General features: G+C 34.0%; 21 protein-coding genes. 4 read left to right on the top strand and 17 right to left on the bottom strand.

What is annotated here, in order from left to right; genetic code table 11:
• Positions 1-38 precede the first annotated feature (38 nt).
• Positions 39-869, top strand: a complete 831-nt coding sequence (locus tag ACJAZK_RS02300; RefSeq protein WP_415222408.1) for an alpha/beta fold hydrolase — start codon at positions 39-41, stop codon at positions 867-869.
• An 89-nt stretch (positions 870-958) separates the two neighbouring features.
• On the opposite strand, the gene ACJAZK_RS02295 is transcribed toward ACJAZK_RS02300, so the two are convergent.
• The 12 genes from ACJAZK_RS02295 to ACJAZK_RS02240 all read right to left on the bottom strand — a co-directional run bounded on the left by ACJAZK_RS02295 (position 959) and on the right by ACJAZK_RS02240 (position 15391).
• Complete coding sequence (locus ACJAZK_RS02295) at positions 959-1336, bottom strand: DoxX family protein (protein ID WP_415222407.1); 378 nt, start codon at positions 1334-1336, stop codon at positions 959-961.
• A 12-nt stretch (positions 1337-1348) separates the two neighbouring features.
• Positions 1349-2953, bottom strand: a complete 1605-nt coding sequence (locus tag ACJAZK_RS02290; protein WP_415222406.1) for a class I SAM-dependent methyltransferase — start codon at positions 2951-2953, stop codon at positions 1349-1351.
• 207 nt (positions 2954-3160) lie between these two features.
• Positions 3161-3418, bottom strand: a complete 258-nt coding sequence (locus ACJAZK_RS02285) for a hypothetical protein (protein ID WP_415222434.1) — start codon at positions 3416-3418, stop codon at positions 3161-3163.
• Between the two features lie 7 nt (positions 3419-3425).
• The gene (locus ACJAZK_RS02280) at positions 3426-3569 is read right to left on the bottom strand and encodes a hypothetical protein (RefSeq protein ID WP_415222433.1); all 144 of its coding nucleotides are present in this window, start codon (positions 3567-3569) and stop codon (positions 3426-3428) included.
• The gene (locus ACJAZK_RS02275) at positions 3563-3805 is read right to left on the bottom strand and encodes a hypothetical protein (RefSeq protein WP_415222405.1); all 243 of its coding nucleotides are present in this window, start codon (positions 3803-3805) and stop codon (positions 3563-3565) included. The genes ACJAZK_RS02280 and ACJAZK_RS02275 overlap by 7 nt, the downstream gene beginning before the upstream one ends.
• Positions 3796-3969 carry a hypothetical protein gene (locus ACJAZK_RS02270; RefSeq protein WP_415222404.1) on the bottom strand — a complete coding sequence of 58 codons (174 nt, stop codon included), beginning with the start codon at positions 3967-3969 and terminating at the stop codon, positions 3796-3798. The genes ACJAZK_RS02275 and ACJAZK_RS02270 overlap by 10 nt, the downstream gene beginning before the upstream one ends.
• 140 nt (positions 3970-4109) lie before the next feature.
• A complete protein-coding gene (locus tag ACJAZK_RS02265) occupies positions 4110-6521 on the bottom strand; it encodes a thiamine pyrophosphate-dependent enzyme (RefSeq protein ID WP_415222403.1) in 2412 nt (803 codons plus the stop codon).
• Between the two features lie 152 nt (positions 6522-6673).
• Entirely contained in the window at positions 6674-9511 is a 2838-nt protein-coding gene (locus ACJAZK_RS02260) for a metalloprotease (RefSeq protein ID WP_415222402.1), read from the bottom strand.
• Positions 9508-10770: an endonuclease/exonuclease/phosphatase family protein gene (locus ACJAZK_RS02255; RefSeq protein WP_415222401.1), complete on the bottom strand. Its 1263-nt coding sequence runs from the start codon at positions 10768-10770 to the stop codon at positions 9508-9510. Before ACJAZK_RS02255 ends, ACJAZK_RS02260 begins: the two co-directional genes overlap by 4 nt.
• Before the next feature lie 179 nt (positions 10771-10949).
• Positions 10950-11636 carry a TIGR00730 family Rossman fold protein gene (locus ACJAZK_RS02250; RefSeq protein WP_028873586.1) on the bottom strand — a complete coding sequence of 229 codons (687 nt, stop codon included), beginning with the start codon at positions 11634-11636 and terminating at the stop codon, positions 10950-10952.
• 449 nt (positions 11637-12085) lie between these two features.
• A complete protein-coding gene (uvrA, locus tag ACJAZK_RS02245; protein ID WP_415222400.1) occupies positions 12086-14917 on the bottom strand; it encodes an excinuclease ABC subunit UvrA in 2832 nt (943 codons plus the stop codon).
• A gap of 123 nt (positions 14918-15040) precedes the next feature.
• Positions 15041-15391: a hypothetical protein gene (locus tag ACJAZK_RS02240; protein ID WP_415222399.1), complete on the bottom strand. Its 351-nt coding sequence runs from the start codon at positions 15389-15391 to the stop codon at positions 15041-15043.
• A 197-nt stretch (positions 15392-15588) separates the two neighbouring features.
• Between ACJAZK_RS02240 and ACJAZK_RS02235 the strand changes: the two genes are divergently transcribed.
• Positions 15589-16116, top strand: coding sequence for a hypothetical protein (locus ACJAZK_RS02235; protein ID WP_415222398.1), 528 nt, complete (start codon positions 15589-15591; stop codon positions 16114-16116).
• Between the two features lie 474 nt (positions 16117-16590).
• Here ACJAZK_RS02235 and ACJAZK_RS02230 read toward each other — a convergent pair whose 3' ends face one another.
• From ACJAZK_RS02230 to ACJAZK_RS02215, 4 genes are all read right to left on the bottom strand, one after another.
• Positions 16591-17322: a hypothetical protein gene (locus ACJAZK_RS02230; RefSeq protein WP_415222397.1), complete on the bottom strand. Its 732-nt coding sequence runs from the start codon at positions 17320-17322 to the stop codon at positions 16591-16593.
• Positions 17323-17544: 222 nt separating this feature from the next.
• On the bottom strand, positions 17545-20802 hold the full coding sequence (locus ACJAZK_RS02225; protein WP_415222396.1) for a S41 family peptidase: 3258 nt from the start codon (positions 20800-20802) through the stop codon (positions 17545-17547).
• Positions 20803-20880: 78 nt separating this feature from the next.
• The gene (locus tag ACJAZK_RS02220; RefSeq protein ID WP_415222395.1) at positions 20881-21084 is read right to left on the bottom strand and encodes a hypothetical protein; all 204 of its coding nucleotides are present in this window, start codon (positions 21082-21084) and stop codon (positions 20881-20883) included.
• 209 nt (positions 21085-21293) lie between these two features.
• On the bottom strand, positions 21294-21902 hold the full coding sequence (locus ACJAZK_RS02215) for an ACP phosphodiesterase (RefSeq protein WP_415222394.1): 609 nt from the start codon (positions 21900-21902) through the stop codon (positions 21294-21296).
• Positions 21903-21977: 75 nt separating this feature from the next.
• Between ACJAZK_RS02215 and glmM the strand changes: the two genes are divergently transcribed.
• Both glmM and ACJAZK_RS02205 read left to right on the top strand, forming a co-directional pair.
• Positions 21978-23366 carry a phosphoglucosamine mutase gene (gene glmM / locus ACJAZK_RS02210; RefSeq protein ID WP_415222393.1) on the top strand — a complete coding sequence of 463 codons (1389 nt, stop codon included), beginning with the start codon at positions 21978-21980 and terminating at the stop codon, positions 23364-23366.
• Positions 23367-23390: 24 nt separating this feature from the next.
• A complete protein-coding gene (locus ACJAZK_RS02205; protein ID WP_415222392.1) occupies positions 23391-24896 on the top strand; it encodes an aminotransferase class V-fold PLP-dependent enzyme in 1506 nt (501 codons plus the stop codon).
• Here ACJAZK_RS02205 and ACJAZK_RS02200 read toward each other — a convergent pair.
• Entirely contained in the window at positions 24886-25788 is a 903-nt protein-coding gene (locus ACJAZK_RS02200; RefSeq protein WP_415222391.1) for a lysophospholipid acyltransferase family protein, read from the bottom strand. The genes ACJAZK_RS02205 and ACJAZK_RS02200 overlap by 11 nt on opposite strands.
• Between the last annotated feature and the right edge of the window lie 24 nt (positions 25789-25812).

Here is a 25812-nt window from a genome sequence, read left to right as displayed (position 1 = left end):
TAAAGGTATCTTAAAAATGAATTTAAAATTAAACTTTTATGCCATTTATAACAAATAAAACACAAGAAGAAACAGTAGATGTTTTTTATGAAGATTATGGAACTGGTCAACCCGTCATATTAATTCATGGTTGGCCTCTAAGTAGTAAATCTTGGGAGCACCAAGTTTGGAAAATCGTAGAAGCGGGTTACAGATGTATTTCTTATGATAGACGTGGATTTGGGATGTCATCATCACCTTGGAATAATTATGATTATTCATCTCTTACGGATGACCTTAATCAATTAGTGAAGCAGTTAGAGCTCAAAGATGTAATCCTAGTAGGGTTTTCAATGGGAGGAGGAGAAGTTATTCGGTATTTTACGGACTTCGGAAATGAGAATATTGCAAAGGCAGCTTTAATTAGTAGTATAATTCCTTTGGTCAAGAAAAAAGAAGATAATCCAAACGGTATTCCAGAAGAAAATTTAAGCGGAATCAAAGATGCACTAGAAAATGATCGCGTTGGTTTCTTAAAAGAATTCTCAAAAGGCTTTTATAATTATGATAATAATAAAGATAAGGTAAGTCAAGCGCAGTTGGATTATGATTTTAGTATTGCCTCGCATGCGTCACCAAGAGCAACCATAGAAACAGCAAAAGCTTGGATGCATACAGATTTTAGACTAGAACTTAAAAATGTAAACGTTCCAACATTAATTGTTCATGGAGATGCCGATAATACAGTGCCAATTCAAACTTCTGCAAAGCAAGCAGCAAAAGTAATCAAGGATAACACTTTAGAAGTTATTAAGGGTGCTCCTCACGGTCTGAACGTCACGCACAAAGAAGAATTAAATAAAATTTTAATAGACTTTTTGAACAAGTGAGGTACATTTCAGAATATAAAGTAAAGCCATTCTCTATTTTGCATTACTCATAAATGATAATTTATATAAGGCTCTTTTGCAAATAAAAACTATTTTTTCATACCGTCAATAGAGAGTTTTCCAGCACCAGCTAAAAATATGACAGCAAATGCGATAAGGTATAATAAGGCATGTTCTTTGGTGCCTAAATCATCTTTTGCATGAATCACAAAAGCAGCGACAAACATTGTAATTGCAGCTGGTAATGCCGCCCATTTTGTTTTAAAGCCTACAATAATTAAAATAGGAGCTAAGACCTCTCCAATGAGACATAAAATTAACGATGGTAATCCACCGATACCTATTGGGTCTGGGAATTCAGCTGCATTTGATAGTTTTTCTATTTTAGGAATGCCGTGAGTTAGCATAAGTCCGCCAAATCCCAATCGCAGTACGAATAGCGCTAAGTCAATAAAGTTTTTTTTCATATTATAATTAAATTAGTTGCCTTTTAATAGGTTGACACTTACGGTTGCCATTTCGTTATTTGGAAATTTAGAAAAATAGTGCTCATCTGGATGCAAGCCTGCTTCTCTAGCTAGGGCATTAAACACATCCACTTCTAATATATATTGGTCACTGTATCCATGTGTTGCATCATAAGCTGTAGCTGCTGTTTTACCAATGTTTTGAGCGACGAGATTTGGTTTTACCGTATGCAATTCTATCATTAATAAACCAAAACGTTCTACATAAGGCTTCCATTTTGTGAGATGCTCTAATAAAGAGTCTTCTACGACATTGTTTGATAATCGTTTGCCTAAACTTGCGTAAGCTCCAGTTGATTTACTAGTTCTTTGTGTTTTGGTTTTTGGTGCTTCCCAAATGCGATTGTGATCTAAAAATGTGCGTACATTAAGTAAATCGCCTAGTTCTATATTATAATCTTCTTTTAAATCTTTGGCTAGAATATCTGGTCTGCCAATGTCTCCCCAAATCACTTTTGCCCAAATATCTGCTTTGATTAAATTAGCTCTCGTGACCTTTAGTGCTGCTTGATTAAAATCTGCTCCAACCAACAATAAAGGATGCTCATCAAGCATTTTACCACGAAGTGTTTGATATTCTATCACATCAAATATATGCTGAATAAAAGCACCATTACCACAACCCATATCCAAAATACCTTTGGGTTGTTCGTCGATAGGCTTATTAAATAGTTTGATGATCACTTGATCGATAACCTTAAAATAGGTAGAGTGCGCACCACCACTTCCCCAAACATTCATTTCACGATGTACGTGTTTCTCTGTGTCTTCTGGTGACGCGGTTTTCAGGATTTTTGCATTTCCGAAGATTAAATCATCCAAATGTACAAAAGTTGGCAAGTATGAAACGGTGACACCGTAAGCACTAGCCCGTTTGGCGAAAAACAGACCTTCGTCTGTGAATTGATAGGTGTTTTTCTTTTTCTTGAACCATCCTAAATGTGCAAAGAAATTCAATATTTTTTTGAAACTCTCAGGATCTTTGTGATACTCTTCTGCAGTAAATGAGGCCTCCATAAAATACTTATGAAATAAACCGTTAACTCCTAAAAGCACAATAATTGGTGCAACAATAACACCTTCAATATGTTTTAGAATTTGGTGTTCTACAGTGTTTTCATTGGAAACATCCAAACCAAATTTCTGTTCATAGGATATAAATACTTTTTCTAAAGCACTAAATGCATCTGGGCCAATAGGGTCCTCTGGAAAGCGCACAGAATACTTGAGTAAATTGACACATTGCTCGTACAACGGAACTAATTTAAAAGCCCTAGCGCTTACCTCATTAAGTGTATAAGAAATTTGATTTGTTTTATGATCTAGATTTTGTATCAACCAACCTTGAGAACAGAGTACACGTAAAGCGACATTGAGATAACCTTCATTAGCGTTGAATGTTTTTGTCAACGTTTCTAGAGGTACAGTCTTGTGTTCTACAAGGTAATCTAAAATGCCTTTCTTGTATAAAGCATAGGCTGAAGTAGCCGTCGCAATACCATCTAAGTGTCTAAAAATAGTACCTCTTAGTTGTTCTTTATCTAGTTTTGAAAGCATAGTTTGTTGTGATTTGCTATAAAGATAAAAAAATCTTCCATAGTGTGATAGATTGTTATTGGTGATTCAAAGTTAAGTCATTATATGTCTACTTTAAATCGAGATTGCTATTGTCATATAAGAAAATAAATAGTACAGATACAGTGTTTATTTTGCACAATAACTGTAGTCTCAATACTGATAATAGTAGTTGTATCTACTACAAAATTATTCATTAATAATAGAACGCAATGATTTATGACGAATGGTTTCTTTGTCTTTTACTTCATAAGGTGCTTTTTTTAGAATATATTCAATAGCGTTTATGCTTGCATTCGTTTTTCTATTAGCTTTAATAATCTTCCATGGTGCATGTTCTTGTGCGTTTTCAAATATTGCCTCTTTATACTTTGTGTATTCTTTCCAAAGCACCAAAGCTTTTTTGTCAATATTACTGTATTTCCATTTCTTAATAGGGGGATTTATAATGTCTTTATTGCTCTGTTTTTGTCATAGAAAAGTAAAGTTTAATGAGATGTATTCCTGATTCTTGAAACATCTTTTCGAATTCGTTTATTTGACTCATGAAAAATTCATAATATTTTTGGGTACAAAAGTTACTTATTGGCTCTACAATTGCTCTGTTATTTCAACTTCTATCAAAGAAAATGATCTGACCAGCATAGCGAAGTTCCTTAATATATCTATTGAAATACCATAAGTTTTTTTAACCTTGGTAGCTTGATTTAAAGCAACAATGCACACGGCTCTTGGATTGAAGTATTCTTTAAAGCACTTTATAGTGCTACCTTTATCAGAGGCATCTCTTCTTTCAAAAATGATGGCTATTTTTTTATTCTCTTTTAAACCCAACGTTGAAAGTCCACAAGTTTGGCTTGTAATAGTAACAGTTCCTGTTCTAAATCGTATGTATCAATAACCGATTGATAACTTGGATTAGCATCTTTATGAGAGTTTAAATAGTTTAAAAGATTTGTATTGGTCTTAAGTGAATTAATAACCTCTTCTATAATCACATAATTACAGTTGAGATGTACTGACTAAAATTAAGAAATATAGAATACATACATTTATAATATATGTCAGTTTAGGAGATGTTTTAAACAAAAAACCTTCCGTTTTAGGAAGGTTTTTTTAATATTTAAAATAAGAAAATTTATCTCAATCTTGGAAAATCACTAGGACTCGCTTCATGCATCACTTCGTAAACAGCTTCAAAAATATCTTCAGAAGATGGTTTTGAGAAGTAATCACCATCTGTTCCATAAGCAGGACGATGTGGTTTTGCAGTTAAGGTTTTTGGCTGGCTGTCTAAATGCTGATAACCGTTTTGAGTATTTAATATTTCATTTAAAATATAAGCAGATGCGCCTCCAGGAACATCTTCGTCAATGACCATCAAACGGTTCGTTTTTGAGACACTTTTTACAATATCATGGTTAAGATCAAAAGGTAATAATGATTGTACATCTATAACTTCTGCATCAATTCCAACTTCTAGTAACTCTTTAGCTGTTTGTTCAATTATTCGCAGCGTAGAACCGTAAGATACTAGAGTAATATCACTTCCTTCTTTAACTGTTTCTATAACACCAAGTGGCGTTTTAAATTTGCCAATATTATTTGGCATTTTTTCTTTTAAACGGTAACCGTTCAAACATTCTATGATCAGAGCAGGTTCATCACAGTCTAAAAGCGTATTGTAAAATCCTGCAGCTTTAGTCATGTTTCTTGGCACGAGCACATGAATTCCTCTAATTAAGTTTATGATACCTCCTAATTGGGATCCAGAATGCCAAATGCCTTCTAGCCTATGACCTCGCGTTCTAATAATTAAAGGTGCTTTTTGCTTTCCTTGTGTTCTATATTGAAGTGTTGCTAAATCATCACTCATGATTTGCAAGGCATAGAGTATATAATCTAAATATTGAATCTCGGCAATTGGTCTTAATCCACGCATTGCCATACCGATACCTTGACCTAGAATTGTAGCCTCTCTAATACCGACATCTGCAACACGAAGTTCTCCATACTTTTCTTGAAGGCCTTCTAATCCTTGATTTACATCACCAATGTTTCCAGAGTCTTCTCCAAAAATTAAAGCGTCTGGATAATTACCAAATATAGAATCAAAGTTGTCTCTTATAATTAATCTTGCGTCTACTAGTTCTGCATTGTCGTCATAAGTTGGTTTTACTTCTTTAGCATGCAGTGTCGACCATTTCGATTCACTATACAAGTGTGAGCTGTATTTAGGTTGCACCTCATTGAAATAAGATTTGATCCAATTTTGAAGTGCTGTCTTTTCGGTAGAATCTTCACCAACGAGGTATCTTAATATTTTTCTGCATGCAGAAAGGACATCTTTTCTTCCTGGTTCTTGAATATTTTTTAAATCATCGATGACTTTTGTAATAAAAACGCGATTAGAACTCTTTTGTGCTACAGAAGTAATTAGTTCAATAGCTTCTGCTTTCTCTTCGAGAATAGGTTTTAAAAAGGCATCCCAAGCCGCTTTTTTACCATTACTTACGTCTTTTTTAATATTTTTATGAATGTTGTCTAGCTCTTCTTCTGTAGCTATGTTATTGTCAATAATCCAAAGCTTCATTTGAGAAAGACAATCGTATTCTTTTTCCCAATCTAAACGCTCTTTACTTTTATAACGTTCATGACTACCAGATGTTGAGTGACCCTGCGGCTGAGTCAACTCTGTGACATGAATTATAACAGGTACATGTTCTTCGCGAGCAATGCGCTCTGCTTTTTGGTAGGTCTCAATTAATGCTGTATAATCCCAACCTTTAACTTTTAAAATCTCATAACCTTTGTTATCCTTATCTCTTTGAAAACCTTTTAATATTTCTGAAATGTTCTCCTTTGTCGTTTGGTGCTTTGCATGAACAGATATACCATAATCATCATCCCAAACACTAATGACCATAGGTACTTGAAGTACACCAGCAGCATTTATTGTTTCAAAAAACAAACCTTCGCTAGTACTTGCATTACCAATTGTTCCCCAGGCAATTTCATTACCTTTCACAGAGAATTTTGTGGTATCAATACCCTCTACATTTCTGTAAATTTTTGAGGCTTGGGCCAGTCCTAAAAGCCTTGGCATTTGACCAGCAGTAGGAGAGATGTCTGCACTCGAATTTTTTTGTTCTATGAGATTTTTCCAGTCTCCATTTTCATCTAGGCTATGGGTTCCAAAATGTCCACCCATTTGACGTCCAGCACTCATTGGATCTGCGTCTATTGATGTATGTCCATATAGTCCAGCGAAAAACTGTTGTATGGAGAGTTCGCCTATAGACATCATTAGGGTTTGATCACGATAGTATCCTGATCTAAAATCGCCATTCTTGAATACTTTTGCCCAAGCGAGTTGAGGGATTTCTTTACCATCACCAAAGATTCCAAACTTAGCCTTTCCTGTAAGGACTTCTCTACGACCTAGAAGACTACACTCCCTACTTGTCATAGCAGTTTTGAAATCATCCAATATTTCATCTTTGAAATCTTGAAAAGTCATGTCAGAAGTGGCTTTGGTCATCGTTGTCATAGCTGTCTATTATTTAATGCAAATTTAGCTAAAATTTGCTAATGTCACAATGTTGAATATTGTTATAATACTGAGAATATCATAAAAAATACACTAAATTCAAGAATAATTGTTAAAATCTCTTAATATTTATCCTTTTTATTAAGAATGTATTAATACCATTTTCTTCGAAAAAGTCCTAATAAGGCTTGAGGGTCTAATGTGAATTTAATTCTAATTCTTTGATCATAGCCAGGCTGACCGATTTCCCAACCTAGATTTGAATATATGGGAAAGTACAATTCGAAATAATCGGTAACAAGATCTAGTTTTATTCCAGAGTCATATGCAAATACAGGATTGAGTCCTTTGTTTTTTACGATCCCAATATCGCCATAGGCTTCGATATATTTCCAAATTGTAGTACTTACATTAGCAGTGGTCATCCATTGATTAGCAAAAGGTGTTTCTAATCTAGATTTAAAACCTCCTTCGGCAATAATAATTTGTTGACTAAAAATACCGGAAGCTTCAGAGCGACCTAAATAGTTGTAATCAAATAAATAATCTGTAGGTCTGTCTAAGGCAAAGCTAAAATAATCTGAATTTGGGTTTGTGTTATTGTATAAGAACATTCCTGCGAATAAACGCAGATTAAATTGTCTATTGCTCTGAGATAGTTTTCTGTATTCGTAATTTAAAGCAATCTTTCCAAATTTCTCAGCAAATTGAATATCATAATACCACTTATAAAAGTTTACCAGACCTGGGTTGGAGTTTACATACCTTAAATTTAACACACTATAATCTGGTTCTAGTAAATCCTCTATGATGGCATTTTGTCCTACTTCTCTAGAGATATCAAGAAAGCGTAAATTTAAAAATTTTGATTTATCAGATCTAAAGTCATCATTATCTCTAAAATATAAGGAAACACTAGGCGTAAAAACAGTTACGAAAGAATCTTCAGCGAAGGAGTTATATTTAGCTCCCATGCCATAGGTCACATTATAGAGGTTCATATCCTCAATAAGATGTGTGTGAAAAACTGAACCACCTCCAGTTAATGACTTTGATTTAGTAGCGTATTGTGGTGAAAATTTATAATTTAAACGCTTTCTTAAAACAGTTTTATTGTAAAATTTAGCTCCTAATGTAAGTCCATCATAAATATTATTAAACTCGACTAAAGGCATGAGGAAGATTTGATTGTAATAAGGGTCTTCAATATCTTTAAACAGCTTAAACTGGAAAGGTTTATTATTAAATAAGAAACCTTTCATTGACTTATAATTATCTCTTAAATTAAATTCTGGGATAGTGTTATAATAGTTTAAGGCCAGTTTGTCGACACTGTCTCTGGGAATAGTTATGCGTTTTTCTTTTCCAATATTTTCAAACCAAGATTTAGAAACAACAGAATCTTTACTGAGTGTAAATAATGAAATAGGCATACTGTTATTTCGCTTATTTCTAATTGTAAATTGTATAGAGTCATCAAATTTCTCAATTTTATTGATTTTAAAATCTATCTTTTTTCTTGAATCTATATAATCTGTAAAAAACCAATTGATATCTTTTGAAGTTTTGGATTTAATAAGGTCTTCAAAATCTGTTGAACTCGTAATTTGTAGTTTGTGCTTTTTTAAATAATCTGAAATTGTATGCTCAACCACATTAGAGTTTACAAAGTCATCTAAATAACGTAAGCCAATTCCTGCTTTATATTTTCCAGCGATATTGGCATTAAATTTTAATAACGAATCTTTTGATGTTGTTAACGGTTGGTCGAGATTATTTCTTGCCATTTGCATAAAAAACAGCACGAAATGATCATTGTAGGCTAAATCTGCAGCATGAAAAGAACGAATCCCCCAAAAATCAGCTAAAGTTCCTAATAGTTTGGTGTCTGGATAATAGGTTTCAACATATTTCATTAAGAAATAGATTTGAATCCCGTCCCTTAACCAATAATCTTTTCGAGGATTAATTAATAATGTGTTTTCTAAATAATTGTTGAGTACTGTTTTTAGAAGTTTTAACTCGTACTGAAAATTATCTGAAAATGGACGAATAAAATCTGGTAACTGATTTAGTCCATATAAAGGATCTTTCTTGTAATCATTATTAGTTATTAAGAGACGTTCGTGTGGGTATTCTCCAAGGTTGTCTGTTATAAAACGTGTGATTTTATCTGTAATTATTGCTTTTTCTTCCGCAGGTATTCCTTTGCTAGATAAGTCTGAATAAATAGTGAAATCATCGGTTTGAACAAATTTAAATTCTGAAAATCGCGATATTATCAAATGGGTGTTAACACGATCTTTTCCGTATAAAAAAAATGTTTGCTTATCTTTATATTGTTTAATATCTATTGTATTAAGCTCGCTTATAAGTTGGTAATTGAGAGGGAATTCGATTTGAATCGTCATATCTGCTTTTGAGATATACAAGTCATCTAAATTTTTATTGCTGTAATATTGCCATTCGCCATTATAAACGGTAGGAGTGATGTACCAATATTTTAAATTGAAATCCTTTGCAGGACTGATTCCATAACCGGTAAAATTATCATCAGGTAAAACCACATCATAAGCTAAAGTAATGTCGTAAGATTGATTTGGTAATAAAGGGGTTTGAAGTTCTACTTTAACGACATCAGGAAATTCTTTTAAGTTTTCATAGGTTAACGAGGTACCTAATTTATCTTTAATGTTAGTAATGATAGTGTAACCACGTTGTTCGCTTTTTGCAAAATGAAACTTGTCATTAAATTCTTCTGTAAATCGTTTTGCTAATGGGGTTTTTTTTGTAGAATAAGAATTATTCCAATCATTGAGATAAATAGTAGATAAGGTATCATTACTTTGATTTTGATATACGATACGCTCATTTATTTTTATTGTTTTAGTCACAACGTCAATTGATGCTGCAAGGTCGATTTTATCTTGACCTATAGCGACGAAGTTCCAAAAGATGAAAGTAATATATAAAACAGAATTTATTCTCAATGGGTAACTACAAATTTTAAGGGTTTAAACTGAAATTTTGAACTTGTAATGTAATAGATGCCATTGCTCATTTGTGATGCATCTAAATATATTAACGTATTATTTATGACAACAGTTTTTACTACCTGACCCAGACTATTAAAAATGAGAAGTTCTAGATTGTTTTGTAAACGTGCATTTGCTCTAATTTTTAATACATTATCAATAACATTTGATCCTAAAATCGTGAGCATTTGTAGTGCGTTAATTTCTGTAGTTCCTAATGATTGATTAGTTCGTAATTCTAACGTAACGGGTAAATGATCACTAAAATTGTATAATGCATCTCGAACAGCAAATGAGAATTCTGGTCCAGCACAATCCGTAGAATTTATAGATTGGTTGTAACAAACTGTATTTTCATTATTTCCATATACGTCATAACTTCCAACGACAAATGATAACTCTGGGTTGGTAGACATATTTTCTGAAGTCATTATAAAATCAAAGCGGTCATCAAAACCACCTGTAGCGCCTCCAAGGCCAGTTTGTGTTCTGGTGGATTGCGTCATAACATCGACATAGTTTGTATTGTTATGCCAGCTTCCAATACGATCTGCCGGATCAATAAAAATAATTGTATTTCCAGTATCTATAAGTCTTTGAAATGCAGGCTCAGAGTTTGTATATACATTGAAATCTCCTGCGAGGACGACATTACTATCTGATGGAAAATCATCCAAATAAATAACTAAGTCTTCAACCATTTCTAATCTCAAGGCTTGGTTTGAACTTCCGCTAGAAGCTTTAAGGTGACACACAATTAAATCAATAATAATAGGTGTTGACACTTGTTCTACAGAATTTATTTTTAACTGATAATGATTAAAATCTCTATAAATCGACGTTACAGTGGCTTGACTCTCTAAAAAAAACTTAGTGCTATCAAAATAAATCAATTGTTGAAGATCATTTTGATTACCAATATTGTCATCTGATGTATTGATTTCAAATACAGCACGCTCATAATTTGAATTAATAGCTTGTAAAGAACTTAGAATAGTATTTGCTCCTTCTTCATTATTGAGTTCACAGACCATAAAAATATCTGGTCTGTAGTCATCTAAAATTAACTCTAAAGATTCTAATCTATTAGGCACAGCGTCTTCCAATGGGAAATTAAGCACATTGTAAAACATAAGCTTGAAATCTGTTTGCCCAAATAGAGAAGGTATAAAAATCGAATATGCAAAAACAAATAAAAATAATTTCTTAATCATAGGGATAACCGTGAAATTTTGTTGGTGAACGGGCTTAACATTTTTAAATTTTGGTTTAAAGTATAGGTTTTATGCTTTTATAGTTTCGTTATGGAAGCTAAAAAAAGCTCAATAAAGGTGCATAAAATCAATTTTTTATCCAAAATTCAAAAAGTTTAAAAAAGTCCTAAATATGTAGTTTAGAAATTTGGTCTCAGGTCATACTTTTTATAGAATACGTCTAGTATATCGATAACCTCATCTGTAGAATCTACTAAATGAATTAGATCTAAGTCTTTAGCACTAATATTGCCAGCATCTAGTAAAGTAGTTTTAATCCACTCCATTAATCCTCCCCAAAAATCTATACCTAAAAGGATGATAGGGAATTTTTCAATTTTGTTAGTTTGTATCAGCGTAATCGCTTCAAAAAGTTCATCTAAAGTTCCAAATCCTCCGGGCATGACTACAAATCCTTGTGAGTATTTTACAAACATAACTTTACGAACGAAGAAATAATCAAAATCTAAACTCTTATCATTATCAATATAGGGGTTGTTATGTTGTTCAAAAGGCAAATCTATATTTAACCCTACAGACGTTCCGCCAGCTATATGAGCTCCTTTGTTTCCAGCTTCCATAATTCCTGGTCCGCCTCCTGTGATAACGCCATAGCCATGGTCCACAATTTTAGTAGCCATTTCTTCTGCTAATTTATAGTACTTGTGATCTGGCTTTGTTCTTGCAGAGCCAAAAATAGAAACGCAAGGCCCAATTTTACTTAGTTTTTCATAACCATTAACAAATTCTCCCATGATTTTAAAAATCGCCCAAGAATCGTTTGTTTTAATCTCATTCCAACCTTTGTGGTTCTGTTCTTTTCTCATATGTATATCATGTTTATAATCGTTTCAAAGTCACAAATTTAAGTGAATTAGAGATAAAAATAGGTACTAAATAGTGTTTTAGTTAGATGATTTATAAACAAAAAAAGAGCAATCCGAATCAATGGAATGCTCTTCCTTTAGAATTATATATTTTAACCTGTAAAGATTTACGTTTTTTAATAATATTGTAGAGAATTCCAATAACTTTAATAACTAATAAAATATGAACTAAACAACGTCATCTAAATTGAGAAATAGTTCCTTAAAACCTTATTTGACATAAGGTTATACAAATTACTATTGCAATCTGTAAAGTGGATTGCATACGTATTAGTGTTAATGTCCTGTTTCAAGTGACATAAAAACTATAAACCACTAAGATGGCAGAAGCTATAGAATTTACATCTCTCTTCATACTGGATGTATTACTTTTTTTTTGGAAATGTGTTTTATTTTAATTCTTTTTTAAGAAATTTAGCAGTGTAACTCTTTTTATCTTTTATGATCTGTTCTGGAGTACCTTTAGCAACAACTTCACCACCACCTTGACCACCTTCATAACCAATATCAATAATATAATCGCATAGCTTTACAACATCAAGATTGTGTTCGATAATTAAAACTGTATTTCCTTTATCGACTAGCGAATCAAGTACAAGCATCAAGACTCTAATGTCTTCAAAATGTAAACCAGTAGTGGGTTCGTCTAGAATATAGAAGGTATTACCTGTATCTCGTTTGCTTAATTCTGTTGCTAGTTTGATCCGTTGTGCTTCACCACCAGATAGTGTCGTACTTTGTTGACCAAGAGTAATATATCCTAATCCTACATCCACAATGGTTTTTAATTTTCTATGAATTTTAGGAATGTGTTCAAAGAAATCTACAGCCTCGTCCATGGTCATATCTAAAACATCACTTATAGATTTCCCTTTATACCGAATTTCTAGTGTTTCTCTATTAAACCGTTTCCCTTGACAGGTTTCACATTTTACATAAACATCTGGAAGAAAATTCATTTCAATAACTCTTAAACCACCACCTTGGCAGGTTTCACAACGACCACCTTTGACATTAAAACTGAAACGACCGGGTTTATAACCTCTAATAAGTGCTTCAGGGATTTTAGCAAAGAGACTTCTAATCTCATCAAACGTTTTGGTGTAAGTTGCAGGATTACTTCGTGGTGTTCGTCCAATTGGAGATTGGTTAATATCGATCACTTTATCACAGTGCTCTAGCCCTTTAATACTTTTATATGGCATCGGTTTTTTGACACCATTAAAATAATGGGCATTCATTATTGGGTATAATGTTTCGTTGATGAGTGTTGACTTTCCACTACCTGAAACTCCCGTGACACCTATCATTTTACCTAAAGGAAGTTCAATAGAAACATTTTTTAAGTTATTACCAGTACAACCTTTAAGTGCAATCTTTTTGCTATTGCCTTTTCGTCTGGTCTCTGGAATAGGAATTTGTCTCTTTCCAGTAAGATAATCAGCAGTCAACGTATCATGAGTAAGTAGTTCTGCAGGAGTACCAATACTAATAATTTCTCCACCATATTTCCCCGCTCTCGGACCAATATCAATGACATAATCGGCACGTTGTATCATATCTTTATCGTGTTCTACAACAATCACAGAATTGCCAATATCACGAAGAGACTCTAGTGAATTAATGAGTTTCTCATTGTCACGCTGGTGTAAACCAATACTCGGTTCATCTAAAATATAGAGTACACCAACTAACTGAGAGCCAATTTGTGTTGCTAACCTAATACGTTGCGCTTCTCCACCAGATAGGGATTTTGAACCTCGATTTAAGGACAAGTAATCTAAACCAACGTCCAATAAAAATTTAATCCTCACTCTAATTTCTTTGATGACTTCTTCACCAATTTGTAATTGTGTTTTACTTAAATGGCTATTTAAAGTTTCAAACCAATCGGCAAGATCAATGATATCTTTATTTGCTAATTCAGCAATGTTTAAACCATTGACTTTAAAATATAACGATTCTTTTCTCAAACGGGATCCTTCACAAGTGGGACATTCAATCTTGTCCATATACTCTTTTGCCCAGCGTTTCAGTGACGTTGTTTCTGCGTTTTTATATTGACTTTCAATAAAATTAGCAACACCTTCGAAATCGATATTGTAGTCTCTGGTAACGCCTAAAGTTTTACTTTCTACGGAAAACTTGTCGCTCCCACCATAGAATATCATTTGTTTAGCTTCTGTAGGAATACTTTTAAAAGGATCACTCAAACTAAAATCAAAGCGTTGTGCTATCGTTTCAAACTGTTTGAAAATCCAGCTATTTTTTTGTGGTCCATGAGGTGCTAATGCACCAGCTTTTATAGATAATGAGTCATCAGGTACAATCTTGTTTTCATTCACTTGATACAAAGTCCCAATACCGTTACACGTTTGACAAGCGCCTTTCGGCGAGTTAAACGAAAAGTTATTCGGTTCTGGATTTGGATAAGAAATACCAGAGGATGGACACATTAAATTCCGACTAAAATAACGTGCTTCGTTCGTGTCATGATCTATAACTATAAGGACGTCATCACCATGATACATTGCTGTATTTATAGTTTCAGATAAACGTTTGTCATTATCATCTGTATCGTCAATTTTTAATCTATCGATTACAATTTCAATATCATGCATTTTGTAACGATCCAGTTTCATGCCTTTAACTAAATCTTTTATTTCTCCATCTGCTCTTACTTTTACGAAGCCTTGCTTAGCGATTTGTTCAAATAATTCGCGATAATGACCTTTACGAGAACGCACGACAGGGGAGAGGATATTTATTTTCTTTCCTTTGTAGCTTTCTTTAATTAATTCTTGAATTTGATTATCATTATAACTCACCATTTTCTCACCAGTATTATAACTGTAAGCATCACTAGCGCGAGCGTATAGTAACCTCAAGAAATCATAAATTTCGGTAATAGTTCCAACCGTAGATCTTGGTGATTTACTCGTTGTTTTTTGTTCAATAGCGATGACCGGAGATAATCCGTCTATTTTATCAACATCAGGACGTTCTAAACCCCCAAGAAACTGTCTAGCATACGCTGAAAATGTTTCAATATAACGTCGTTGACCTTCCGCATAAATTGTATCAAATGCTAGTGATGATTTTCCACTACCAGATAAACCTGTAATCACTACAAGTTTTTCTCTAGGAATAGTAACATCAATATTTTTTAGGTTGTGAACTCTGGCACCTTGCACCTCAATTGCATCGTCAAATTTGGTCATAAATGTATTGGAATGTGTGTTTTAATATCAAAAGTGCAAAGGTACAGATTTAGTTGCTAATTTAACGTACAGGTTCAGTGTGGGAGTAATAGTTTATCCATGTTATAAATGGATGTCTAGGTATTATTTTGAAATAGATAACTCTCCTGAATCAATAGAGTTTTCATAACTAGCTTTTACAGTACTTAAAAAACCGAAAAATTTGGATCCGTCTTCTTTTTTAAGAGTCACATACGTAGTGCCATTTTTTTTAGTTTTAATGTCTTCTACGACAACCTTATTTCCATAGACACTTTTGTAGTTGTTAACAACCCCCCGCTTCTTCAAAATATTAAGTTTTGGCAGTTTTACATATTGATATTGTTGACCATAAGGTTCATTTATCTCTAATATATCTCCAATTTTTGGTTGATCTTGTGCATTCATACTAATGCACAATCCTAAAAATAGTAATGTAAAAAATAGCTTTTTCATAATTAAAATTAATTTAAGTATTAATATCATAAATTTATTCAAAAAAGAGGACAAGAACAGTGGTTTTTACAAATAATTAACGGTTAAAAGGTTAGTACTATTTTTAAAATAATAAACCATAAATAATAAGCAGTCTATCACGACTCCATTTCTATTTTAATATTTAAATTAGTGTATCAGAATAAACAATAAAAACCATGAATATATTAGGAATAGGGTCAAGAATTAACCACAATGAATTTGGAAAAGGCGTCGTCACAAACGTCACCTCAAAAGATTATTGGGTCACCTTTATGGACAACGGATTAGAAACTATTGAAATTGATAGCGATTTTGAAGTTATTGAAGCTTGCGAAGATGACGTAGACACAATTAGTTTTGCAGATGTAGAGAGCAGCCTTGTTCATATTTTAAAAAAGTGGAGTGATGTTAGTGAGGTGGTCAACATTTCAGATAAATGGAAAGGTGGAAAACTCATCATGGAACCTGGAGATACCAATTTACGAGGCAAGGAATTAACAATAGATAGTTTTTTCCATAAAATTACTATGGTAAGAGATCGATTACGTGTTATGGAACAAAAAATCAATGCAAGTAAAAACCTTGACGAACAGGAGAAAATAGATTTGCAGCAATACATTACTCGTAGTTATGGAAGTTTAACAAGTTTTAATGTGTTGTTTAAAATGAAGTCGCAACAGTTTGTTGGACAAAAGAGTAGTTAATCATTTACACACTGCTTATTTATTTGTGTCCAGATAAGGGGGAAAAGAAGAATCTTCAAAAGTAATGATTTTTGTTCTGGTCATTTCGTCATCAATCATTCTGGAGGCAGACATTGTGAGAGTAGTATGTGTCTTTTGAATTTTCATATACCCACTATCTTCAGATTCTCATTAATATTTCATAACTTTCTTTATAATCTTTTTTTAAAGCTCCACGTAAACTATGCTGTATCGAGTCATTATCTCTATCTGAAAACACAGAATTATCAGGATTTTTTTGAATAGTATCTCCAAAATATTTGGATTTTTATCCACTAATGATGTGAGCTTTCAAATCTTGAATTAACAAATCTTTTATACTATATATCGAAAAGTCAATAAAACTGGTAGGCGCACCACGAGCTCTATCAAAACCATTCCTTATTATCAATTCTTTTTTATATTCTTATACTAGGTGTTCTGGTTTAATTATTGTCATTTTGTTGTCTTAACACCCTCAATCTCCAACCCAAAAACCAACAACTTATGAAACGTTGGTAATTCAGCTCCCGTGTTTGTCGTAACCCAATCACTCCAAGATGCTTCTAATCCATTAATTGGTAGGATGTCCACCCACATTTGATAGCTCTTTGGTTTTCCATTAGCATCAAAATGCCATAAGTATGAATCTCCAGGCGTTGAACCACCATTAATATAGGTTACTAACAGGGCTTCATTATTATCTTCTGTGTTTACAAGTCTACGTTCTACACCGGGATCAAATACTTTGTATGGAGCTACCAACCAAAAGGAATCATTATTGAAAAGATCTACTGCTTTTTGGATGTAATCTTTCTTTTCAACGCCGTCGTATTTTATATCAGAAATATAAACTTCAGACCTATCGTTATTCGCTAAGTCTAAATCGACATTAATAGTTGCCCAATATACCTCACAAGTGTTTTTTGTTTTAGACCATTTAAAACGATGGCGTTTCTTAAAGGTAAATTCAATATAATCTGTAGCTTTATACGCATCATAATTTAAAGAATTAAGCATTCTAGTAGCGAGTTTGTCTGCAGCAGGTCCTTGTTCTCCTGTTGGTAAATCTTCATTGTATTTAAAGTACATAAACCCAAAGAGCAGGAGTGTGGGCAGTGTGAAGAAGATGATGACTCCAACTATGATTTTTAGAATTTTTTTTGGAGTTGGTTTCTTTTTGAACACGGATTTATATTGTTTATTATTTCGAAATTCGAAGTTAAGATTTTTATTTAATTGTAACGCAGGGATTCTTAGAGGTGCTCCAAGTTTCAAAGCGTGATTGCTTATCATGTACCTCAATGAATCTCTGTGTAATAATGAGTTTTTTTTTAATCAAAATAATAGTATCACCGCGGTGGTCATCTTATTTATTAAATATAAACTGTAAATCAAACAGACACTAATTTAGTTGTCGTTTTTATAACCTTCAGGACGCTTGGATCGTATTGGAGCAGTAGGCTCTGGCATTAATTCAAACTCTTTAACTTTTAATTGTTTCATAGCTTCCTCAACAGCGCGTTCTAATTGAGGATCTTTACCTTGACTCACCAATTTAGGATGCTGGATCACTTCAATATCTGGAGCAACACCTTCACCTTCTACAGCCCAATTTCCATCGGTATCATAAAAACCACCACGAGGTGCAACCATACGACCACCATCTATAAACGCAGGTGTGTCCCAAGTGCCAACAAGTCCGCCCCAAGTTCTTGTACCTACTAAGGTTCCTAGATTAGCTTCTTTAAACATGTAAGGCAGTAAATCACCACCAGAACCAGCACGTTCATTAATGATCATTACTTTTGGCCCCCAAATACCTGCCATTGGTGTCGTCCAAGGACGATTGGTTTTCGTTTTACTATTAAAATAACCAAAGAGTTTACGATTCATGATGTCAATCATATAATCTGCAGCAGATCCGCCACCATTATTGCGTTCATCTATGATGGCTCCTTTTTTATCTTGCTGTGAAAAATAATAGCGATTGAATGATGTGAAACCTGGTTCTCCTGTATTTGGAATATAAACATAAGCTAGTTTTCCATCGGACAACTGGTCGACTTTGCGCCTGTTACCTTCAACCCAATCTAAATACCTTAAATTACGCTCACTAGCAACAGGTTTGATTAAAACCGTTTGAGCGCCATACATTGACGCTTTACTGTTAACTGTAATATTGATTTCACGACCAGCTGTTTGTTCTAATAACTCATACGGATTTACATTTGCAGACAGCGTAGTTCCATTTATAGCTAGAATATAATCACCTTCACTTATCGTAATTCCTGGTTGAGCTAGAGGCGCATTGATTCCTGGATTCCAACGTTCACCAGTAAATATTCTTTTGATTTGGTAAGAACCATTATTGAGTACAATATCTGCTCCTAATAAGCCAACAGGAACTTGATCAATATTTGGTAAATCACCACCACGAACATAAGAGTGACCAATTGCAACCTCACCGCTCATAATATCAACTACATAATTTAAATCGGTTCTATGACGCACATGATCAATCCATGGCGAATACCATTTATACACATCATCCCATGGTGCTCCATGCACATTGTCAACATATAAAAAGTCACGCATATAGCGCCAACCTTCTTTAAAAATCTGTTTATATTCTTCTTTAGGGTCAATTTTTATTTTAAGATTCGTATCAATTTTTCCTTCGGAAAAGTCAGCTTTTCCTTTCGTAGCGACAATTGCCCATTGTCCGTTTTTATTAAGAAGCGTAGAGTTTCTATCTTCGGAAATGAGCATCTGCTGAACACCCTCGTCAAAAAAAGAAGCTTCATCTTTTTCAGTGTCAAAATCATGAATCTTAACCGTTCCGTTGTCTTTTCCAGCTTCTACAATAAACACATGACTTTTGGGTGCTTTAGCCAACGCTATATAATTACCATCAGGTAAGTTTAGTGCAATAGCCCTATCAAACAACCCATTGGTATCAATTTTCACAAGGACATTAGCATCTGGTTTTGCATCATCTTTTGAATCTTTATTTTTATCGCTTTTTTCATCTGTAATATCTTCGAGAGATTCCTCATCTGTCTTTATATGATTAGGCGCTTTGTCTTCCGCAGATAAAACGACAGCGTATAAACTTCTCGTCGTTTTAGGATCGTAAGAACTCATATCTAACCATCCAGTAGCTAATCCATAATTAGTACTTGCTAACGTATATAAATATTTTCCCGATGCATCCCAAACTGGACTAATAGCGTCTGCAAGAGGATCTGTAATAGGAGTAATCTTTTTAGAGTCTATATTATAGGCATAAATAGATTTAAAACTGCTATTATTTTGTTTGGCATATGCTATCCATTTACTATCTGGCGACCATTTAGGATTCATGCTGCGATTTGGATGAGCGTAACCTTCGGTATCTGCAATAATTGCTTTTTTAGAGTCTAAATTAATGATCCAGATATTAAAATCTGTATCTGTGTAAGCGATATATTTTCCGTCTGGAGACCAATCTGGCTGAAAGTAAAATGTATTATTTGGTAGTTGGATGTATTGTTGGTTTTGACCGTTTTGATCTGCAATTACCATTTGATATTCTCCACTTTTATCGGAAAACCAGGCAATTTTATCACCTTTAGGCGACCAAATTGGTGCACGGTCTGCTATACCAGACGAATTTGTTAAGTTCCTCCATGTTCCGTTTTCTTTAGGAACCGTGAAGATATCGCCTCGATGCTCAAAGATGGCGCGTTTTCCATTAGGTGAAATGTTAGGATTAGATAATTGTCCTCCTGATACATCTTCCCAGCGTTCACGTGAAAAGTTGAGATCTGCTTTCACTTCAATTTGTAATGTTTTGATCGTTCCATTTTGTGGGTTGAGCGTGTGCAATAATCCGCCTTGTTCATAAATAATCCTATCTGAACTAGCGTCTAAGCTCTTGGTATCGAATTTTTTATGAAAAGTCAGCTGTTTTTCGGTTTTTGTTAAAGGATCAAAAGACCATATATTACTCGTATAATCGCGCTCAGATAAATAATAAACAATACCATTAAGCCAAACAGGATCAAGGTGACGCTCTTTATCTAATTGAGGTGTGGTTATTAATTCTTTAGTTTTTAAATCTACAATCCATATTGGCATGGCTTGACCACCACGATAATTCCGCCATTCTGGATCCCAAGAGGTGATCGGTGTGTAGGCAATATGGGAGCCATCTGCAGAAATATCTCCATAAGCAGCTCGAGGAATATCTAAAGCCACAGGTAATTCTCCTTTTGGAGATACAGTAAAGAATTTAGTGGTTTGCGTTGGTTTTCCCTCTCGGTTGGAGCGAAATAAAATGTTGTCTTCTGGTGTCCATCCTTGAACAATATCTACTGCAGAATGATAGGTGAGACGTTGTGGTTCTCCACCTTCCGAAGCGATTAAAAACACATCGACATTACCATCATATTGCGCAGAAAATGCGATCCATTTTCCGTCATTTGAAAAATGCGGATTAGATTCATACCCATCGTCGCTGGTAAGCCTGATGGCCGTTCCACCATTAGTGGATGTTTTCCAAAGGTCGTTGGCATAGACAAAAACGACATCGTTACCATGTATTGTAGGTTGTCTTAATAGTTTGGTTTGGGCAGAAATAGAGATTGTGAATAGACCTAATAGTCCAATGAAAATACTTCTCATAATGTGGTTGGTTTTGAAAGACATTGTTTTTACGTTTTAAATATACAAAAATGTTAATATAGCTTGGACATTGATATGTTAAAACCCAACACCAATATCATCATTACGGGAATCTGTACAAGCCTCTGAAGTTCTATCAGTTAATAAAAGAATTGCAACCACTTTAACAAAAACAGGAGATCGTTTATTGTTAATGCTATGCCCTCTATATTCTAGTTTCTCAAATACGGATTGATTGAAGCTATTTGGTTGAATTTTAATTTCTTCTGGCGACTCCGACATTACCAGCCTAAGGATAATCAGAGTGAGTGGCATTTCTGTCGCAAACATTGCACAAAAACATTAGCACCTTGTTGTACAAAATCGCTCCTGTTTTTGAGGCTTTTTAACGCGCAGGAAGGACTATTGCATTTTTGGTGATGATACCTCGATTAGAAATAGGTTCTATTTTAAAAGACTATAACGAAACCCTTATCAATATAACTAATAGTTTAGTTTTCATCATTTAATTGGATTTCTATGTCTTTTAATTTTAGTTTTGTAAACGTTCTAAGTTCTTCAAAAAAAGACGTAAATTCTGTTTCAAATTCTGTGTAAAAGGCTTTGAGTTCTGAAGTAGCGGTATTCATTCCAGATATATTTTGAGTTCGTTTATTCATGCCATTTAGAACCTTTTGGATGCCTTCAATTTTGGCGTAACTTAACAACCAATTATCTGCAATCATGTGAGGCATCATTTTTTGAATACGAATGGGAAGTGTTTCAAAATTATCTTCTAATAAATCATAGAAGTTATCGATATAATCAGGCAACGGAACTTCAGAATAGTGTGACCAATTTTTTGCTAGAAAGTGATCATACAAAATATCAACAATGACACCACTGTAATGTCCGTAATTTTTATGCAACCTCTTAGTGCTTATCCTTACGGTTGGATGTGCGTCTGTAAAGGTGTCTATTTGGCGATGCAATAAAATCCCTTTTTGAATATTTATAGGGTATTTTTTATAGCGTTTACCTCGTATTCCGTCAGCAATAAAATTACCAATAGTGATTTGATTATCATTGTTGGAAAGAAAAATGTGGGCTAAAAAATTCATTCGAGTAATTTACGAATTGTGAGCTTAGTATTACAATTTTGAAATAGTATATTTGTTGAAAATAAAATATCTAGGATGACACTTATAAAATCAATCTCAGGAATACGTGGTACTATTGGTGGTAATGTTGGAGATAATCTCACTCCAATTGATGCCGTTAAATTTGCGGCTGCTTATGGTACATGGATAAAACAACAACGCGATAAAGACAATTATAGAGTAGTGGTTGGTAGAGATGCGAGAATTTCGGGAGAGATGATTCAAAATTTAGTAATGAATACTTTAGTTGGATTAGGAATTCACGTCATTGATTTAGGACTATCTACAACACCAACTGTTGAAATAGCAGTTCCTATGGAGCATGCAGATGGAGGGATTATCTTAACAGCGAGTCACAACCCAAAACAATGGAATGCACTCAAACTTCTAGATGCTAAAGGCGAATTTTTAAATGGAGAAGAAGGTGCTATAATCTTAAAAATTGCAGCATCTAATGAGATGTCATTTGCAGAGGTCGACGACTTAGGTGAGATTACAATTAATGATGCCTATATTGATCTTCATATTGATGAAATTTTAAATTTAGAATTAGTAAATAAAAAGGCCATTGAAAAAGCCAATTTTAAAGTAGTAGTTGATGGTGTTAATTCTACAGGAGGAATAGCAATCCCCTTATTATTAGAACGATTAGGGGTACATGCTATAGAGTTATACTGTGAGCCTACTGGTCATTTTCCTCACAATCCCGAACCACTTAAAGAACATTTAACAGATTTATCTGAGGCTGTAGTAAAAGCGAATGCAGATTTTGGAATTGTAGTGGATCCAGACGTAGATCGTTTGGCTTTTATGGACGAGAAGGGAGAGATGTTCGGTGAAGAATACACATTGGTGGCTTGTGCAGACTACGTATTGAGTAAAACACCGGGTAACACAGTGAGTAATATGAGTTCTACAAGAGCGCTTCGTGATATCACAGAGAAACATGGTGGCTCTTATGAAGCGAGTGCTGTAGGAGAAGTGAATGTTGTCAATTTAATGAAAAAAAATAATGCCATTATCGGTGGTGAAGGCAACGGTGGAATTATATATCCGGAATCTCATTATGGAAGAGACGCATTAGTAGGTGTCGCTTTATTTTTAAGTTTATTAGCAGAAAAGCGAATGAAAGTGAGTGCGCTTAGAGCGAGCTACCCTAATTACTTTATGAGCAAAAAGAAAATACAATTAACACCACAATTGGATGTTGACGGTTTACTCGTTGCGATGGAGGATAAATATTCTAAAGAAAACCTGACGACTATTGATGGTGTTAAAATTGATTTTGCTAATTCTTGGGTGCACTTGAGAAAAAGTAATACAGAACCTATTATTAGAATTTATACAGAAGCACCAAGTCAAGAAGAGGCAGATAATTTAGCGGATCGTATTATTTCTGAAATTAAAACGTTTGCAAACATTTAGTATCTTTACTTAAAGTATTTTAATATGATTTATACCGAAGTTTCTCTGTCTAAACCATCCCAACTAGAACTGTATTTTAATCAGTTTAGGCAACATATCATTGGAATAGATCAAGAATTTGAATCGCCTTTTGGAAACAAAAAAATAATCTATACAGATTGGACTGCTTCCGGACGATTATATAGGCCAATAGAAGAAAAGCTTTGTAATGAGTTTGGCCCTTTTGTTGCCAACACACATACAGAGACAACTGTTTCGGGTACGGCAATGACTAAAGCGTATCACGAGGCCAAGCACATTATCAAAAATCATGTCAATTGTGATGAAGATGATGTTCTTATCGTCTCAGGTAATGGAATGACTGATGTGGTAAATAAGTTTCAACGAATTTTAGGTTTAAAAATACCCGAAAATTTACAACAATATACAGTGGTTCCTGATGAAATTCGTCCTGTTGTTTTTATTACTCATATGGAGCATCATTCTAATCAAACATCTTGGTTGGAGACAATTGCCAAGGTTGAGGTGATACCACCAGATGAAGATGGACTGTTTAGTATAGAAAATTTAAAGATTTTATTAGAAGACTATAAAGAGCGCACTTTAAAAATAGCCTCTGTTATAGGAGGCTCTAATGTGACAGGAATTCAAACTCCTTATCACGAGATTGCTGAGGTCATGCATGAAAATGGAGGCGTATGCTTTGTTGATTTTGCATGTTCTGCGCCCTACGTAAAAATTGATATGCATCCAGAAAATGAATTACAAAATTTAGATGCTATTTTCTTCTCTCCACACAAGTTTTTAGGAGGTCCTGGAACTTCAGGTGTGTTGATTTTTAATAAAAAGTTATATAAAAATATGGTTCCTGATTGTCCAGGAGGTGGAACTGTAAGTTGGACAAATCCTTGGGGAGAACATAAATATATTGAAAATATAGAAGATAGAGAAGATGGCGGAACTCCAGGTTTTCTTCAAACGATAAAAGCCGCTCTTTCTATTAAGTTAAAAGAGCAAATGGGAGTGGGTAATATCCTCAAAAGAGAACACGAATTGGTGAATATCGTTTTTACATCATTAGCTTCCGAAGAAAATATTCATATCCTAGCTGGTCAACACCAAGATCGTCTGGGAGTAATTTCTTTTTATGTAGAAGCATTGCATTTTAATCTTGGTGTGAAGATTTTAAATGACCGTTTTGGGATTCAAACGAGAGGTGGTTGTAGTTGTGCGGGCACTTATGGTCACTTTTTATTACATGTGGATCAACAAACGAGTAATGAATTAACGAATGAAATTTCGATTGGAGATTTAGTTCGTAAGCCAGGTTGGATACGTATGTCTATTCATCCAACAACTACAAATGAAGAAATGAATTTTGTTTGTGAAAGTATCAAAGCGTTAGCTAAAAATCATAAAGAATGGGCTGAAAGCTATCAATATGATGGAAAATCTAATGAATTTATTCATGAGTCATTGGTTGGGAAAACCCAAGATAATTCCCAAATAAAAACTTGGTTTACGCTTTAACTTTACTAAACTCTTCTGGAGATTTGTCTTTGTCTTTCCAGCGTTTATGTGTCCATAAATAATATTCTGGGGCTTCGTGAATTTGTTGTTCTACTAATCTAAAAAAGATATCTGTAATCTCGTAATTTTTAAACTCTTTTGGATGTTCTGCAATGGTTTCAAATGTAGTTTCGTAATACCCTCTTTTTAAACGCTTCACTCTAAAAAAAACGACAGCTAAGTCAAGACGTTTTGCTAGCATTTCGGCTCCAGTATGCATGGGTACTCTATAACCCATGAATTCTCCCCAATGGAGTGCTTTCCATGGCTTAGCAGATTGGTCTGAGACAAATCCGCAGACGAAATTTGTCTTATTAACTTTTGTTTTCAGCAATGTAGAAATGGTTTCTTTGGTGGTTATCAATTCGCTATTATACTTCGCGCGAATTCCTTTAATTAGTTTATCAAAATATTTGTTTTCAATACGCTTATAAACTGCATATCCTTTATTTTTGATGAAACTTTGTAGGACAAAAATCCACTCCCAACTTCCGTAATGCCCACACATTAGCGCCACACTTCTTCCGTTTTTTTCAAGATCCTGTAAAAGGTCAACATTGGTGAATGTGAAGCGTTTTTTCATTTCGGCTTCTGTAATAGTTAAAGATTTTATGGCTTCAACCATCATATCACATAGGTGGTGATAAAACTTTTTGGTGATGGCTTTAATTTCTTTATCCTCCTTCTCAGGAAAAACAAGTCTTAAATTTGAGATCACGACCTTTTTTCTATAACCAATAACTCTAAAAATTAAAAGGAAGAGAACATCAGAAAACGCATAGAGTAATCTAAACGGAAGTATAGAAATAAGCCATAAAAAGGGATAAACTAAAATGTAAATTATAAATTGCATTATTGATTAGATTTGCAGGGACAA

It is taken from the genome of Psychroserpens sp., assembly GCF_047633235.1.
Lineage (GTDB): Bacteria > Bacteroidota > Bacteroidia > Flavobacteriales > Flavobacteriaceae > Psychroserpens.
This window is presented reverse-complemented; position numbering and strand designations above follow the sequence as displayed.